This window comes from Ruegeria sp. CDSA141, assembly GCF_059612005.1.
Map to the genome: position 1 here is coordinate 1 of NZ_JBXWPT010000034.1, position 15,830 is coordinate 15,830.

At 52.6% G+C, this 15,830-nt stretch carries 13 protein-coding genes; 8 read left to right on the forward strand and 5 right to left on the reverse strand.

What is annotated here, in order from left to right:
• Positions 1-124 precede the first annotated feature (124 nt).
• Positions 125-1,600: an adenylate/guanylate cyclase domain-containing protein gene (locus AC2FLP_RS21485; RefSeq protein ID WP_496686365.1), complete on the forward strand. Its 1,476-nt coding sequence runs from the start codon at positions 125-127 to the stop codon at positions 1,598-1,600.
• A gap of 415 nt (positions 1,601-2,015) precedes the next feature.
• On the opposite strand, the gene AC2FLP_RS21490 is transcribed toward AC2FLP_RS21485, so the two are convergent.
• Positions 2,016-2,402, reverse strand: coding sequence for a hypothetical protein (locus AC2FLP_RS21490; RefSeq protein WP_496686368.1), 387 nt, complete (start codon positions 2,400-2,402; stop codon positions 2,016-2,018).
• Between the two features lie 319 nt (positions 2,403-2,721).
• Here AC2FLP_RS21490 and AC2FLP_RS21495 point away from each other — a divergent pair, with 319 nt between their 5' ends.
• Positions 2,722-2,910, forward strand: a complete 189-nt coding sequence (locus AC2FLP_RS21495; RefSeq protein ID WP_496686370.1) for a hypothetical protein — start codon at positions 2,722-2,724, stop codon at positions 2,908-2,910.
• Between the two features lie 265 nt (positions 2,911-3,175).
• On the opposite strand, the gene AC2FLP_RS21500 is transcribed toward AC2FLP_RS21495, so the two are convergent.
• The gene (locus AC2FLP_RS21500; RefSeq protein WP_496686373.1) at positions 3,176-4,297 is read right to left on the reverse strand and encodes a hypothetical protein; all 1,122 of its coding nucleotides are present in this window, start codon (positions 4,295-4,297) and stop codon (positions 3,176-3,178) included.
• Between the two features lie 196 nt (positions 4,298-4,493).
• Between AC2FLP_RS21500 and AC2FLP_RS21505 the strand changes: the two genes are divergently transcribed.
• The 3 genes from AC2FLP_RS21505 to AC2FLP_RS21515 are packed head-to-tail and all read left to right on the forward strand — an operon-like array spanning position 4,494 to position 7,152.
• A complete protein-coding gene (locus tag AC2FLP_RS21505) occupies positions 4,494-5,120 on the forward strand; it encodes a PepSY domain-containing protein (protein ID WP_496686375.1) in 627 nt (208 codons plus the stop codon).
• A 38-nt stretch (positions 5,121-5,158) separates the two neighbouring features.
• Positions 5,159-5,818: a response regulator transcription factor gene (locus tag AC2FLP_RS21510; RefSeq protein WP_496686378.1), complete on the forward strand. Its 660-nt coding sequence runs from the start codon at positions 5,159-5,161 to the stop codon at positions 5,816-5,818.
• Positions 5,818-7,152, forward strand: a complete 1,335-nt coding sequence (locus tag AC2FLP_RS21515; protein ID WP_496686381.1) for a sensor histidine kinase — start codon at positions 5,818-5,820, stop codon at positions 7,150-7,152. Before AC2FLP_RS21510 ends, AC2FLP_RS21515 begins: the two co-directional genes overlap by 1 nt.
• On the opposite strand, the gene AC2FLP_RS21520 is transcribed toward AC2FLP_RS21515, so the two are convergent.
• Complete coding sequence (locus AC2FLP_RS21520) at positions 7,071-9,890, reverse strand: DEAD/DEAH box helicase family protein (RefSeq protein ID WP_496710077.1); 2,820 nt, start codon at positions 9,888-9,890, stop codon at positions 7,071-7,073. The genes AC2FLP_RS21515 and AC2FLP_RS21520 overlap by 82 nt on opposite strands.
• 513 nt (positions 9,891-10,403) lie before the next feature.
• Between AC2FLP_RS21520 and AC2FLP_RS21525 the strand changes: the two genes are divergently transcribed.
• Positions 10,404-10,976: a carboxymuconolactone decarboxylase family protein gene (locus AC2FLP_RS21525; RefSeq protein ID WP_496686384.1), complete on the forward strand. Its 573-nt coding sequence runs from the start codon at positions 10,404-10,406 to the stop codon at positions 10,974-10,976.
• A 12-nt stretch (positions 10,977-10,988) separates the two neighbouring features.
• On the opposite strand, the gene AC2FLP_RS21530 is transcribed toward AC2FLP_RS21525, so the two are convergent.
• Together AC2FLP_RS21530 and AC2FLP_RS21535 are read right to left on the reverse strand one after the other, a co-directional pair.
• Positions 10,989-11,156, reverse strand: coding sequence for an SAM-dependent methyltransferase (locus AC2FLP_RS21530; protein ID WP_496686386.1), 168 nt, complete (start codon positions 11,154-11,156; stop codon positions 10,989-10,991).
• A 251-nt stretch (positions 11,157-11,407) separates the two neighbouring features.
• The gene (locus AC2FLP_RS21535; protein ID WP_496686389.1) at positions 11,408-12,262 is read right to left on the reverse strand and encodes a CE1 family esterase; all 855 of its coding nucleotides are present in this window, start codon (positions 12,260-12,262) and stop codon (positions 11,408-11,410) included.
• Between the two features lie 212 nt (positions 12,263-12,474).
• Here AC2FLP_RS21535 and AC2FLP_RS21540 point away from each other — a divergent pair, with 212 nt between their 5' ends.
• Together AC2FLP_RS21540 and AC2FLP_RS21545 are read left to right on the forward strand one after the other, a co-directional pair.
• Positions 12,475-14,316 (forward strand): adenylate/guanylate cyclase domain-containing protein, encoded by a 1,842-nt coding sequence (locus AC2FLP_RS21540; protein ID WP_496686391.1) that lies wholly within the window; start codon positions 12,475-12,477, stop codon positions 14,314-14,316.
• 191 nt (positions 14,317-14,507) lie between these two features.
• On the forward strand, positions 14,508-15,293 hold the full coding sequence (locus tag AC2FLP_RS21545; protein ID WP_496686394.1) for a hypothetical protein: 786 nt from the start codon (positions 14,508-14,510) through the stop codon (positions 15,291-15,293).
• Positions 15,294-15,830: the final 537 nt, after the last annotated feature.

The following is a 15,830-nucleotide window of genomic DNA, read 5'->3' on the forward strand; positions in this document are numbered from 1 at the left end:
AAACTCAAACAGAAATCGAACCAGAGCCTCCGTTACGAAAACGCCTCAGCTCTCCGAAAAACTCTGAAGACGGACAAACTCGGTATCTGATGCAGTACGATGCGCCCTTGATCTTCAAAGCCAGGTGTTAACTCAGTCCTCATTGAAACTACGAGTGGGTGTGCATCTTGGAGATGTCGTATTCGACGAAGATGACATTTTCGGCGATGGCATCAATCTATCCGCACGTCTACAAGAGGCTTCCAACGAAGGGGCTGTGTTGATTTCAGATGTCGTCCATCGCAGCCTTGACGAGCGCCTCGCTGAGCAATTTTATCGCGCTGGAGAGCGACAGTTTAAGAACGCGCCGTCACCAATAGAAGTTTTCCAATGGTCGCCGCCAGGTTCTGCCCCACCGGGAGTAACTCCGGCTAGCCATACAAAGTCTCTGCTAATCGGCGTCTTACCTTTCGATAATCTTTCTTCTGACCCCGATCAGGAGTTTTTTGCAGATGGAATTACCGAAGAGATCATCACCACTTTATCAAAACTCCCGAATTTACTGGTCGTCGCGCGTAACTCTACATTCGTCTACAAAGGTCGCTCCGTTGACGTGAAACAGGTCGGTCTGGAGCAGGGTGTCGATCTTGTTCTTGAGGGAAGTGTCCGTCAAAGCGGGAACCGGGTGAGGATCACAGCACAGCTAATCGATGCAAAGTCCGGTATGCACATTTGGGCAGACCGCTATGATCGCCTCATTGAAGATGTATTCGAAGTTCAGGATGAACTCGCACTTAGGATTGCAACCGAGTTACAAGTCGAACTTTTGGCGGGAGAAATGGCTCGTTTCAGAGGATCCGGCACGAAAAACCTAGGCGCGTGGACCGCTCAACTAAAGGCCGTGGAGGCTTCGCGCAGAATTACTAGGGAAGCTCAGGCCGACGCTCGCCGATTTGCACAACAGGCAATTGCACTCGACCCGGGTTACTCGGCTCCGTATTGTACTTTGGGATTCATTTGCACTGTCGAAGCACGACATGGATTTGTTGCTGACCGGCGTGCCGCGCTAGCGGAGGCTCGTGACTGCGCTCAGCGGGCTCTGGAAATAGACAGCTATAACCCAGAGGCTCACGCTATTGCGGGTTTTGCAGATGCAATCGATGGCAAGCTGATTTCGGCTATAGATAAGTTCAACGAGGCACTAGCGCTAAATCCAAACCACGCTGACGTGGCTGCCAGACTGTCAATCACCCTAGCTTTCAATGGCCAGGCAAATGAAGCGATCCAAGTCGCACAACAAGCCATTACCCTGAACCCTCACTATCCAGGTTGGTATGCAGGCGTTCTGGGTTTAGCCCTTCGACTTGACGGTCAATACGAGGAAGCCAAGAAAGCATTCACCGAATATGGTCAAAGGGTTGAAGGCTTTGGTCACCTCGACCTCGTAATCGTCCATGTAGAGACAGAAAACCTTGAGGCCGCTCGCGATGAAGCACGGAATGTGTTGAAATACCGCCCTCAGTTTTCCATATCGGACTGGGCGATAACTCAACTTTTCTCTGGCAGAAAAAGGCTGGAGAAAGACTGTGCGTCTTTGCGACTAGCCGGTTTGCCTGAGTAAGAGCAGGGTTTCGCTGTAGCAGGTTGGTTTGTGATGGAAACCGATCTCACACATTTCCGATTTGGGTTCGTGATGGCCTTGCGCTTCTAGGTGCCTTGGCGGTGGGCCGCAGCCCAAACCGGATACTCACAAATGGGCCCAGCAATTTCCCAGTTGCAGAGGAAATACGCCGTGGTTGGACGGGAGCCTTGCGGCCATCATTCTTCGCATCCGCTTGGCTGAGCTTCAAAGTGCCAGCTTAGGACCATTTCTACATTGGACTCAGAGTTGGGGAATTCAGTCGCAGCAACCAGTTTTCAATGCAAGACCACTCAGTGCTCGATGCATCCTGCAAAGAAGGCTCGCATCGCGCTCTAACGGTCGGCTGCTGCGAGACGACCGAATGGGCGCTATAGCCAAGAAGTAGTCAAAGCACTCAATTAAGAATGTCGGCGACAGCACCAATCAGGTTCAGCACCTCATGTGTTTCGCGGTTTACTTCGTAAACGTAGTCTCCGGCTTGCACGTAATATCCATTGCGCCTTAGGCCCCAACGACTGGGATCATCAATATGGACATACCCATCATAGATGTAATCCCCGCGGCGGTATTTCTTGGCCTGTCCAGGCGGTACGCACGGGATAGCCTTTTTCGCTAAGCCCGGCGGACAATGTCCAGATTTGGATTTCACATGGATTGGCACGGTAGCGTCAGCCCCACTAACGTGCCCTACGTTACAGCTCCAAAGGCTGTGATCTGCATTTGCAATTGACGCGCCTTGTATGGCCAATGCCACCGCTAGAATTCCAACATTGATTTTCATTCCCAGCGCCCTCTTTTTGTTTATTGCCTATCTATATTCCTGAACTGGTCTTGGCGAGTTCACCGGCGAAGTGCCGCTTTCTTATGTGGTAGCCCATCTGTGAAACTACAAAATCCATGTGTGGAGTTTGTCATGGCAGAACTCACTTAAAATGTTCTTGGACCACCAAGTCGCCCATTTAGTCGATTGTCTTTATTTCGCGATCAACATTAACCGAACGTGAACAATGTATTCTCAGAGTGTTCAACCAAGCTGATGCATAGTGCTCGTGTTGGGTCGAACGAGTGTAATCCGTTTGATCGCTGACAAGGGGAAACGCATGATCAAGTCTGCCTTTGTGACTGAAGAGTCCAGCACAACAGCTGCGATGCAAACCTCCGGAATTATCGCCGAGGAACGTTTGTCTACCACGACCAAATCGAGCAGTGGTCGCTTCCCTCCTATCGAAAATGCATTAACACAGATCGTCAAAAACAAGCGACTTTCTGAGGCACATAACAACGTCTGAAGGCAGTTCAGCAGACCCCCAAACAATTCCCGGTATTCGTCCTAAATATTGGAATTGAAAACTGAATCCCGCCCCTTCTAGGGGCGGGGTTTCTTTTTATACGCTCATGGACGAAGCTCCGAGCATTTGGCATTTTGGTCGGCCTAAAGATTTGCGGGCCAGCCTCTTCCCTTCCATGGGAAACAATTGGCTGGCCCAGCTTTCAGTGCTTCTTTGAGTGGTCAGCATTTCAGGTTAATTGCCGCGAAAGGGCAGTGGTCCTTTACTACAGGCCCAACAGCGCCTTAACTTCTTCTTCCACGGCATCTGTGACTGGTTTGTTGGCGGCGGCTTCCAAGGCTTCCCGCTCATTCAGTTCCTGTTCCTCAACCAAATCAGCGAGTTCCTGCACTTGTTCGGTCGCTTCTTCGAATTCGACGGCAGCCTGTCGTTCATCGTTCAGGTCCTGTGCTTCTTCGACCGAATTATCTAAATCCGCACGTGCTTCTTCCAGTTGTTCCTCGATCTCAGGGTCAGTTCCGCCGGCGTCTTCGAGGGCCTGTTCAAGGTCTTCGACCTTCTCTTGATTCTCCTGCACGTCATCCAGTGCGGTGCGCAAGTCTTCTTCGATCTCGGGAATTGTTCGCTCTGGAGGTTCCAGTCCGGCGAGATCTTCCACTTGTTCGGCAAGCTCCTCGCGCAACGGCTCTCCGGCTAATACGGTATCGCGGTAATTGGCAATTCGACCAACGCGAGAATTGGGTGCTGCGTTCGCCAAGGCAGTTGCGCTGGCGTTGGCTGCATTGAGCGCCCCTAATTCAGACGGGTGGGCACCTAGCAGCGTAGCCATCCTATTCCCCTTGGTCCGTACGGCTGGGCGAATGGATTCTTCGACAACTACTGTTTTCGAAGGCTTCTTGTGCGTTCTCGGCTTTTGTTTTCTGCCGCTGGTGGTCGAGCCTTCCTTCGAGTTGGCTACCGTTCTCGATTTGCCTTTGCCGCTAAAGAAGTCCTTTAAGGAAAAACGGCCGCCCTTGCCCGAAGCAGAGCGCGAAGACTTTGACTTAGAGTTGCCGGCAGAGGATTTCCCGGCTTTTTGGCCACCACGGCTTTTGTCGGCACCATTCTTTCCGCCTTTGCTACCGGCGGAACTGTGATCACCATGATCTCCGCTGGCGGAGTTTCCTTTGCCGCCGCTATTGCCTTTTCCGCCGCCGTTGCCTCCACCGTTTCCGTTATCGCCGCCTTTGCCGTTGCCTCCACCGTTACCTTTTCCGCCTCCATTGCCTTTACCTTCCTTTGCAAAGGCAACATCCGGCACCGCAACGGCGGCTACGATGGCTGTTGATCCCAGCAACGCGATTGCCAGGGTCGATGCTTTTAGCAGTCTCAAACTGGTGATTTTCATATCAACCTCCTCGGTGGGGAATAGCGGACACCGGTCTTTGAACCGACTACCTGTGTTCTATCGTCTCTATTCGCGCACGAATCTTCAAAGTTCGTTGCCATTTAACTTGAGGGTGCTTGAACGCAGGGCTAACTGCTTGTTCATCATCGGTTCATGTCAAAAAACGTAACCTCTAGCGGCGAATACGAGGACGTTCATGCGTACGAAGGTGATCTTGGTGGTTGCAAGCTTGCTTGTTGCTTGGCCCGCTGGCGAAGCGGCTGCGCAGACGCGTGAACTCAAGCAAGGTGAATTGCGCAAGGCGACCCTGACTGGCGGCACGATCCGTTTGAAACGGGTTATCAAAGGTGTCGAAAAAGCCTATGGCGGCACTCCGGTCGATGCGCGCGCGTTTCAGGCTGATCAAATTTACTATCGTATTCTTGTCAAAAAGCCTGATGGAAAAATTGTCAGTGTCATTGTAAATGCCCAGACCGGTACAGTCGTTTCCAATCGATCCAGTGTTGGGCGTCAAATATCGAAAGCAGCCCGTTCAAACCCCGCCAACGCCAACAACAGCCGCAACACCAACAGCAACCGTGGAGCTTCTGCGAGCCGTGGAAACAACGGCAACAGCGGTGGCAATGGCAATGCTGGTGGAAACGGTGGTGGCAACGGCAACAGCGATGGCAACGGCAATGGCGGTGGCAACAGCGGTGGCAACGGCAACGGCAATGGCGGTGGCAATGGAGGTGGAAACGGCGGCGGGAATGGTGGCGGAAACAGCGGTGGTAACGGTGGTGGCAATTCTGGCGGGAACGGCAATGGCAATGGCAAAAATTAAGGCTTAAAGCAAAGCCGTTGAGACTGTAGCTTTTGAATATGAGAGTACTTCTGGCAGAAGATGAACCGCAGCTATGCGAGCAGATTAAGAAACTTCTAAGTGCAGAGGGCCGCGTTGTAGATGTGGCCAACAATGGAACAGACGCCCTCCACTTGGGCGCGACCGAACCTTACGACATGATCATCCTCGACATCGGGTTGCCGGAACGCGATGGTATTTCTGTCCTGCGTGAATGGCGCAGTGCGGGCGTTAAGACGCCGGTGTTGATCCTGACGGCCCGCGATGGGTGGAGCGAGCGCGTGGATGGCCTTGACGCAGGTGCCGATGATTACATGACCAAGCCGTTTCACATGCCCGAGTTGGCAGCACGTGTGCGAGCAATCCTGCGCAGACAAAGCGGTCAGTTGAACTCGGTTATCGAAATGCGGGACGTCACGCTCGATACGCGAAACGGACGCGTCAGTGTTGGCGGAATTCCCGTCGATCTGACCGCGCAAGAGATTGCTGTGCTGACCTATCTTGCTCACAACATGGGTCGCATGGTGTCACGTACCGAGTTGTCAGAGCACATTTACGAGTATGACGGCGACCGGGACTCGAACACCATTGCCGTTTTCATAACCCGGCTGCGTAAAAAACTGGGCTCTGACCTCATCACAACGGTCAGAGGGCGCGGCTACATGATCGATACAGCCTGATGTTATCGTTGCGCCAACGCGCTTTGCTTGGTGGCCTGGCGACAGGTGCGCTGTCAGTCGGTGTTGGAACGCTAGTTGTTTTTTCTTACATCAATACCCGCGTTCTGGAGCAGTTCGACGAGACGCTGCGCGACAGGCATACGCAACTTATTGTTGGCCTGAGTGCGTCTACTGATGAACCCGAAGCATTGCGTGACCTGATGTTCGACCCGGCCTACGGAACGCCTTATTCCGGCAGGTATTGGCAAGTGACGGACGGCGACGGAACCACATTTACGTCTGCCTCGCTCTTTGACGATACAATTTCCGAACCCGCACGTGGGAGGGAAGAGGTAATCGTCTGGAACACCACTGGCCCGGACAATGAAGCGGTTCGTAGCGTCTATCAGAAAATCACATTCGAAGACGGAACCGAATGGGGCGTGACGGTCGCTGAAAGCAGGCTTGAACTGATCAGCGAACGCAGGGCCGCGCAGAACAACTTGCTGCCGGTTTTCGGGTTGGTCGGCCTTATCGGAGTTGCGGGGTCACTTTTGTTGATGACTGCAATTGTCGGCCCCCTCAGGAAACTGCGCGCAGATGTGGCGCATCGCTGGGATCAGGGAGACGATCTGAATCCGGCAGACTATCCAGAAGAGGTTTCGCCGCTTGTTGAGGACCTCAATCAGTTACTACACAGAAACCACGAGATCGTGTCTGGTTCCAGGCGGCAGGCTGCGGATCTGGCGCACGCACTAAAAACCCCCACCGCAATACTGCGAAACGAATTGACAATTTTGTCGGATAAAGGAGCAGACACCGAACCTGCTGACGAGGCGCTGAACAGGATTGATGCTCAGCTTAAGCGTTCTCTTGCGCGCATGCGGGCGTCAAACACAGCTGAGCTTACGCACTCGCGAACCGATCTTTCGGGTTCAGTCGCCAGGCTATCCCGATTGTTTTCGGTGATGGCAGAGCGCGAAGGTAAATCACTGACAACAGTTTGCGAGAATGGGCTTCAGGTCCGAATGGACACTCAGGATGTTGAAGAAGTTATTGGAAACCTCCTCGACAACGCGCTCAAGTGGTGTCGAACGACAACTCACTTCACTGCAAAACGTGTTGAGGGCGGCATTGAATTTTGCATTGAGGATGATGGGCCTGGAATTCCGAAAGATGCACGTGAAGGGGTGCTTCGTTCCGGGGGGCGGCTGGACACTTCTGTCAGCGGCACCGGATTGGGTTTGGCAATAACAGTCGACTTGTTGAACGCTTATGGCTGCAAGTTGAAACTGGAGAAGTCCGCAAACTTAGGCGGATTGGCCAGCCATGTATTTATTTCATCGCTAACATGATTGTATTGGGCTCGACCCGATCCTTGATCTCCCGCAACCGAAGGGTAGCTTCGTCCGCTGACTGTGAGCTCACCCAACCCAAAACATTGCTCTTGCAACGGACGGCTGCAATGCGATCTGCGACCGCAGAATAAAGACCTACCCTTGGATGTCAGAAGAGAGCTGTTCGCCAAACTTTGCAAAGCCCGCTTGAGGATCAGTTCTGCGTCTTCGGTGCTTTCTTCTAAAACGGCGTCGATTAGCGCCTCCCCAGCCAAAGCTTTATAGTTCTCTATGCGCTGGGCGATTTTTTCGTCAGATGCAAACTGACCTACTGGCACATCAACAAGGTGGTAATTGACGACCCCGAACTCACTATCGATCCTGTCGATCCTACCCAGACCTTGGATGAGCTCTTTCAGGTTTGAGGTCAGACCAAGCAACATCAGCGTGTCTGACGACTGAAGGTTGATGCCTTCAGCCATCTTGTAAGTCAGAAAAACCGATGCAGATCCTTTTGGTTCGTTCTTTCCTCCAGGTCGGAAGTAAGACTCCACGGACTTGCCCTGTTTGATACGCTTGAAACTGTCGGGGCCATCTCCAAAGATCGCCTTCACGGCGCGATCTTCACCCTTGGTTTGGTTTCCCACGACATAGTTGGTGTGGTGGCCTCTGCGCGACAGCGCTTCTGCAAAAATCTCCAGTGTGTCCGTCCGTTCTGCGAGAAAGACGACCCTGTCTTTTTCATTTTGTATTCTCAGGCACGCCTCATACCGCTTCTCATCAAGCTCCTTGAGAACACTGAGACCCAGTTTTTGGTTTAGAGCGTCGCATTTCTTTGTGGGTTCAGGCGCTTCTATTCCCAGTGCTGCGAACATGTCGGACTGGTCGTGGTGGGATACCTTTTTCTTCGATTTTCCACCACGCTCGAAGTCGCGAAGCGATTTGCCAATAGCTCCATGAGACATCTCCCAATTGGCCTGGGCGGCGCTCACGCGCAGAATGTTCAAAAGGTTGCGGATGTAGAGTTGGTCCTGGGTGCTTTGTTGCGTGCTGACATGCCCGAACCGGCTTTTCTCGACAGCGGTCACCCGACCGCCAGGCGCAAGTTCTTTACAGAGTGCCACAATCTCATCCAGGTGTGTTTGCTGAGGCTTTGTCACCTTAAGTTTCTTCGGGCGCCCGTGGTTTTCAAGTTTCGGGTAACTGTGCTTCTTGGGATCTTCGTCCTCGCCAATGCATCGCCTTTGTCTGCGTGTCAAAAACGGAGAAACAAGTTGCGCGAGTTCGGTGCGAGCCTCTCGCGTGAGCGTCGTGTCGGGTTCTGACAAAACGGCCAGTTGTGCATCCTGGTTGAAGATATCTTTGGGAACGTGGGTTTCGCGCTCGAACAACTCACCCATGGCCTGAATGAAGGTTGGGGTCATGAAAATGGACGCCCGCTTCTCCTGCATATGGGTCAACCAGTCGACATCCCGGTTCCCGAGCAGCGTTGCCGACAGACAGACATTCCAGCTTGGTGGGGCAAGTTCGATGGCTGAAGCCATTTGAGATGCTTGTTCAAAGCCTGGTGTAACCGTGTGGCTTTCATCGATTATCAGAATGCCAAATTGATCGAGCCTGAGCCCAGATTTTTCTTCATCGCCAGCGCCGCGGAGGTGTTGTTTGGCAAGTTTGCTATTCGCGACAGGTTGGAGCGAGTTTGTCGAATACTTGCGCCAACTGGGAATAACTTTGGGCGGGGCAATTACAGCCGCATTTTTTCGCGCAACGCCATGGACGGGGGAGCGGGGCACGACTTCTGAGAATGTTTCTGACAATGCTTCAGCCAGGTGACAGCCGATCTCTGTCTTTCCCGAACCGGTTGGCGCTTCTACGAAGGCGATCCCATGGTCATAGACGATGGAACACGCCTCATAGGTCAGCTCCTGTTGATACCCAAACAGCGTGTGGCTCGTGATATCTTTTCGGTCTCCGGTGAGCCAGGGTTCGAACCCCTTTTGCTCCGAGATAGTTCGCGCCATCGCGTCTTCAGCGGTCACCGGTTTGATAAGCTTTTCGAGTATCTCCAGCGCTTCGGTATTCCAATCGACAGACACATCCCAAGCCTGCTCAGCGGCTTCTGTGCGTTCGACCTGAAGTTCATGAGTGCCCGCATCCAGGTCATCGGCATACTCGATGTTTTTGTAGAGCCCTGAGTAGGAAAAGTTTGCGGACCCGGCGACGGCACCTTTTGGTGAGCTGACGATTTTTGAGTGAAGCCGCCGATCCCCAGATATCCCCAACTTGCGTTTGGCGAGCTCCGGATCGAAGACACGCAGATCAACTTTCCCGGTTTTGATGGCGTGTTTTGCCAGCACAGCGATAAGATCGTGATCCTCCTCCACTTGAAGCCCGGAGCGCTCCAGCCAGTAGAGTTTCATTTCTTCGGTGACTGGCTTGGGGTTTGTCAGCCTTTTGGTATTCGCTGTGTCGATCCCGAACGATATCCGGATCCGGATATCGCTGTCGTTTTCGGGATCCCTCAGCTCTGGCAATTCCTTCATCAAAATCGACAGCGAAGACAAGAAGTCCTGATACCCGGTGACAATCAGACAATCCCCGGAGGTGATATGGGGCCGATAAAGATTGATGACCGGCCGGTCGATATTGGTGCCGACCTTCGCAACTGGTTCGGCATCAAGCTCGCTTGCGGGCTTTTGTTTTGCTTCGGTGAGCTGCTTTGGCTTGGAGCGCAGCCAATCAGGGAGTGAAAACAATGAACAAGACTTGGTTTTAGGACGCTTAGTCTAATAGTGATACTGCGGGCATCGTCCTTCAAGATATCACCGGAAGAAACATTCGTTTTCCTGAAACTGTCGGAAATTCGCACCGGTTTTGTGGCAGAAAGCCGGGATTTCGAGATTTAACATAAGTCGCAATTATCAAGCGTTTGCAGTCTCACGGGCCAACCACCCGCTGCACCCGAGCAACGGTCAGTCGTGAAACTTCGATGGGTGGCAGCCTTGAGCCCAAGGTTCAAAGTGCTTCTTCGAACTCAAAGGTCTGCGATGCACGGAAAGCTGGCTTTGCAGACTTACGAGAAAGGCTCAAATGAAACTGCTTTTAGCCAAACTACGATCACATTGGGGCGTTGTTAGGCAAACTTACCTTCGGCTGTATTCCAACAGAAGCTCTGTGCGGATCCCAGAATTGCTTTAAGGTTGCGTATGCACCGTTAGGTTCCTCACTTTGAGACAAAGCTATCCAAAGCAAGACTGAAAGAGAATTGAATGAAACGCCTGTTTCCATCTCTGCCTGAGAACGCGACGCTTGGAAGTGTCTATCAAGCCTTTCCAGACAAACTTTCGCCGCTTTGCGCGTACGAAAGCCTGGTTATGAGGGGCGAGAGCGACCTCTCGGTTGCTGAGCGTGAACTAATCGCAGCTTATGTCTCTGGCTTGAATGCTTGTGCGTATTGCCATGGGGCGCACATCGTTTTCGCCAAAGCCTACGGCATTGAGGTCGAGACAATCGAGGCACTGATGGAAGACCGCGATACGGCACCCGTCGAAGACCAACTCAAACCGTTACTGGCATACATTGAAAAGCTCACCGTCTCACCATCCCGAATGACGGAAGCCGACGCAAAAGCAGTCTACGCGGCAGGCTGGTCGGAGAGTGCGCTGTTCGATGCTATCCAAGTTTGCGGTGTCTTTAATCTCGTGAATCGCTTCATAGAAGGAACAGGTGTCCGAAGCCCTGGCACCGACCCAAGAGAAGCGGACGAAGCCACTTTAAACCGATGCCGCAGTGACAGCTTCTATACCGATTTCGGACGAGAGAACGGCCTCGACATCCCTTGAATTGATGTTGTTCTAACGTTTCCAATCGGAAATGGTTTTGGCTGCGTCGCAAAACTCTTGCGTCAGATCAATGCCTCTAACCTTAGCGCTTGCTTCTTCTGCAATTGTTTTGGTGACCCCACCCAAGCCACTACCAATATCAAGTACATTCGCGCCTGTCGTTAACTTCGGTTTCTCCAATAACTGTAAAGTCGTCTGTCTGCCTCGGAAATGGAACTCATCGATTGGTTAGAAATCCGCGGCGCGTAGTTTCTTCGGGTCAATGCTCGCGGCCTTCAGGCTATCAGCTATCTGGTCGATCAGCCTGCGGCTGGGACCATAGTAGTCGGAAACTTACTCTCTCATTCTCAACCCCTTTTACCAATCATGTTGAATGCTACTGAATGCCCATCAGATCAAAATTCGCGGAGGGTCGGCAGGCACTCGAGTGCTCAAGGTAGAGCTTCGAACCAGTCTAGCACCGCGTCCCGCCAGCCCTCCGGAACGCCGTGTCCGCCTTTGGTGACCTTCAACCGAATCGAGCCGGCCTCACAGTCCATCCAATCCTTCTGCATCGAACCATCGTCGCCAAAGCTGTTTTCCGCGCTACCCAAGCAGGCGTTTTCTCGGCGCCAGACGTCCAAGCCCTTCATGACGCTACCCTGGTGAAAATCGACACCCTCCCATGTCAGCTCTCGGCCTTCGAACGGCACCATTCTGTCTTTGAAGCCGTGTACGTGAAACAGGTGAACTGGCGCATCGCACTCAGTGGTCATAGGCTCCCAGAACGCCCCAGCCGCAGCGGCAAAACCTCTTGCCATCTCTGGCGCTTGGCACGCAATGTCCCAGACCATCGAGCCGCCGCGGGAGAAGCCTGCGATCAGTATTCGCGACGGGTCAATTCCGAAGCGCTCCACCGCGTCGGCGCGTACGGCGTCGATAAAGGCTACATCATCGCGCGCCAGGTCATATCCGTCAGCCACACCCCAATCGAGGTCTTTGTCATTAATACTGGGCTGCCCGCTCGGCATAATCACCGCGTAGCCACGCCGGATGAAAGGGTCAACATAGGCGGAATTCTGGATCATCGCCTTTCCAGACCGTCCATAACCGTGCAACCAAATGACGGTAGGTCGTTCATCCGGAGCCTCTGGCAGGGCCACGTAGTATTCACCGCCTTCCAGTGTGCACGGTGCATCTGGCGCACCACACTCTCCATCAGAAGCGAGGGCAGCGTTCGGCTTCGCAGCAATAACAGCAATGGCAATACCGAGCGTCAAAATGCGATTGCGCGTTTCGGGTCGCATCAAAAGTGTACCTCTGTGGTTAGGTCACAGAAGATCATAGCACAGCGTTGCGCATCTCCGAAGGCAGCGGCCAAGCGTTTGTGAACCATCTGAAGTCTAGGCAAAGTTGGCCGATCTATCTCTATCCAAATGAGTAGTTATGAGCTTGGGAAAGAACTTAGATTTTGTTCGAGAACCCAGGTAACTTTCATTAAAGTGGTACGGGGGGACTTATGGAACGCCGTCTAACTGCCATTATGGCTGCGGATTTTGTGGGATTCTCACGCCTGATCGGGCGTGATGAAGAGGGCACCATTACAGCGCTAAAGGGCTACCGAATACTCATTGATGGCCTCATCTCAAACTATGGTGGTCGCGTGTTCGGCAGCGCGGGTGACAGCGTCATCGCTGAATTCACAAGTGCAACGGACGCGTCCCGCTGTGCATTGGAAATTCAAAGAGAGCTGAAAGTCCGGAACCTCGATCTGCCGGAAAAAGGGCGCATGAACCTTCGTATCGGAATACATCTCGGTGATGTCGTGGCAGATGGCGATAACCTGCTGGGAGACGGTGTCAACATTGCGGCTCGGTTGGAAGCAATCGCACCGCCCGGAGGCCTTTGTGTTTCCAAAGCAGTTGCCGATCAACTTTCGGGAAAGGTGGACGCGGAATTTGCGCATGCTGGCGCCCATGAATTGAAGAATATCGCCAATAAGGTCGAGGTTTGGACCTGGCCTCCGGAACTTGCGGTCAAACCCAAGCGCAGCGCAACGATCCGATGGACTGCCGCGACGGCTGTTGTCGCCACAGCTACCGCGATTTCAGCTTTTTTTGTATTTGGAAGAGATGATCCGCGCGACCTTCCGTCAGGTGCGCGGATTGTCATTACACCTTTTGAAACAATCGGGGAAAACAAGGAAGACGAGTATTTTGCTGAAGGTTTGACGCGTGATCTTAACGCCTTGTTGGCGAAGTTCTCTAACCTGTTTGTTATAGCTCCCGAAGCTGGAGCCGACTTCAGCAGTAACAAAGATTGCGAAGCGATCAGGGATGCGCTAGCGGCCGATTACATACTTGGCGGCACGGCCCAACGGTCTGACTCGAAATTGCGGGTGACAACTACATTCATCAATGCAAGGACTTGCCGTCAACTCACACCGCCGGGCCCCTTTGATATGGACCTCAGCATCGCAAATGTCATGAATATCCAGGTTGAGATTGCAAGAAAGGTCGCCTCGCAAATCGGTTCAAGCGATGCCCCGTTGTTCAACACTTCTGTACAGCAGGCTATCCGCGACAAGGCACCGGAAAACCTGAAAGCCTATGAATGCTATCTGTTGGGATTCTGGTTTTATCAAAGTTTCAGCATTGAAGCGCATCGCAAGGCTCGGGACTGTCTATTGCGAACCGTGAAGGAAGAACCTGGTTACTCTCTTGCTTGGTCGCGATTGGCCTTTAACTATCTCGAGTCTAAGAAACGATCATTCGACACCGATCCGGATTGGGCAAATAAGGCCCGAGACGCCGCCACACGTGCACTTGAGGAAGACCCGGACAATGCGGATGCGCACTACGCCCTGGCAATCCTCAGCAGAATGACGGGAGAAGACAAGGCGGTCTTCTTTGAACACGCAAAGAACGCCACGGAGCTTAGTCCCAATGATTCCTGGACCCTCGCGGATCTGGGTATCTTTCTTGCTTACTCCGGCGAGTTTGAAAAAGGTAAAGAGTGGATTTCCCGCGCAAAAGACCTCAACCCCAAACTTCATCCTGGCTACAATAACGCTTGGGTGCTGCACGCGATCTTGCAAGGCAATTATAATGAGGCACAAAAAGTCATCTTGAGCTGGGGTACGCCGAAATCCACCATGTCGATGGCAAGCCTGACTGCAAGCTATGCTTTGGACGGCGAGCAACAAAAGGCGCAAGAGATGGCGCAACGCTTGCAAAACGAACACCCGGAGTTTCTTGACGATCCACGCTCACCGTATCGAGCACGTGGAATGCCAACGGAGCTGATCGAAAAGATAATGGATGGGCTTCGCATTGCCGGTATTGAAGTTTCAGAGAACTAACGCCGCGATTGCTTGCAAACATCGCTTTCAGAATGGCGGGCGTAGAATGTTTGTAGCGGCTCTGGAACCAAGTTGCGTTTGCTACCTAACGCTGTTGCCGACACCGAATGAGGAGATTCGTAATTTCTAAGGACAGTTTTGCGGACGCAGAAATTGGAAGACACCTAGCGGACGCTGCACGTCGTTGCCGCATGGTTTTCTTCACTGGATTGCCGGCATCTGGAAAGTCATTCCTATTGCGCCAGCAAATATCCATTGCGATCTCCTTGGGACGTCGCGTGCATATCATGCGTTGGGATAAGGGGCTCGCGGCGTTTCAGACCGAAGACATACTAACAAAGTATCCAGATGTTTCGGATGGAACTCATCCGTTGATCCGAAGGGCCGCCGGATTGTGGGGCCGGAGAACCTTAGCGCGATGGCAGGCGGAGAATTCCGATCCCACAGACATGATTGTGGGCGAAGTCCCTATCATCGGAAACAGGTTTTCAGAGTTCATCCAGACGCAGCCGGATCAGATTGAGCCTGCCTTAGCTTCCGAGGAAACCAAATTCATCTATCCGGTTCCCACAAAGGGCTTACGTGCCAATCTCGAAGCTATTCGAAGATCTACGTTTGCGAACCCCGGACATCCTGAAGAGGCCAGGGACGCGCCACCATCCACAATGGAACTGGCTTGGCGTTTGACGTGTGCCAAGGCCGCAGAATTGGGCTTGATCTCTGAAGCGGATATTCATTCTCCGTACGAGGAGATGATTTATGTGCGGTTTTTTGAGCACCTGCTGCAACTCCGACACGCCATCAGAATTGGGGTCGATACGATCTATTCAAATGCAGGGTCAGCCCATGATCTGGATGCGGACGCCTTAGAACTCAGTGCTAGCTCAGACGAAGTAAAGTACGCAATCGCAGAGGTAGAGACTACTTTTACAGCCGAAGAAGCCGCCCGAGAAGTTGAAAACTGGTATCGGGTGTAGTCTCGGACAAAGGTCTGTTCGGTTAGCATTTCGGAAATTGCAAAGCTTGGTTGCGAAGGTTCGGTTTAGGCGGCGGTCTCAATTGATCGACGCAACATTTCACTTTGAGAGCAAAGATGGAGTGTTTGGATGCTGCGTGCTGCTCGAATGAAAGTGAGGCGCAGAAAGCGGCCTTTGCAAATTTACGAGAACGGATCAAAGGAAATTGCCTTTCACCAAACGACGAACATGCGGAGGTGAGGTGAGTGACCTTTGCCAGCAGGTGGCTCACTTCAATATCGTCAAACAAGGCGCCAGGTTGCACGAGAAGGTCTCGTGTTGGTACTTACTCAATGGCTGCAACACAGGTGCGTTGCTGTCACTTCCAGCTTGCAGCTGTATTTGGCGTGATCTAATCGCCTTACTCGGCCGATTGTCAACAAGTGTCGTCAGAACCTTCCGGGATACAGACTCATCATGTTCTGCACGTCCAGTTCACTCGAAAACGCATCGGGATTACTCCAGATCACGTCATTAATATAGCCGCGTTCCGCGTGA

What these genes read in the sequence shown, in the direction of transcription:
- AC2FLP_RS21490 (WP_496686368.1), bottom strand. Translation starts at nt 2,402, where the DNA reads ATGAAAATCAATGTTGGAATTCTAGCGGTGGCATTGGCCATACAAGGC.
- AC2FLP_RS21495 (WP_496686370.1), top strand. Translation starts at nt 2,722, where the DNA reads ATGATCAAGTCTGCCTTTGTGACTGAAGAGTCCAGCACAACAGCTGCG.
- AC2FLP_RS21500 (WP_496686373.1), bottom strand. Translation starts at nt 4,297, where the DNA reads ATGAAAATCACCAGTTTGAGACTGCTAAAAGCATCGACCCTGGCAATC.
- AC2FLP_RS21505 (WP_496686375.1), top strand. Translation starts at nt 4,494, where the DNA reads ATGCGTACGAAGGTGATCTTGGTGGTTGCAAGCTTGCTTGTTGCTTGG.
- AC2FLP_RS21510 (WP_496686378.1), top strand. Translation starts at nt 5,159, where the DNA reads ATGAGAGTACTTCTGGCAGAAGATGAACCGCAGCTATGCGAGCAGATT.
- AC2FLP_RS21515 (WP_496686381.1), top strand. Translation starts at nt 5,818, where the DNA reads ATGTTATCGTTGCGCCAACGCGCTTTGCTTGGTGGCCTGGCGACAGGT.
- AC2FLP_RS21525 (WP_496686384.1), top strand. Translation starts at nt 10,404, where the DNA reads ATGAAACGCCTGTTTCCATCTCTGCCTGAGAACGCGACGCTTGGAAGT.
- AC2FLP_RS21535 (WP_496686389.1), bottom strand. Translation starts at nt 12,262, where the DNA reads ATGCGACCCGAAACGCGCAATCGCATTTTGACGCTCGGTATTGCCATT.
- AC2FLP_RS21540 (WP_496686391.1), top strand. Translation starts at nt 12,475, where the DNA reads ATGGAACGCCGTCTAACTGCCATTATGGCTGCGGATTTTGTGGGATTC.
- AC2FLP_RS21545 (WP_496686394.1), top strand. Translation starts at nt 14,508, where the DNA reads ATGGTTTTCTTCACTGGATTGCCGGCATCTGGAAAGTCATTCCTATTG.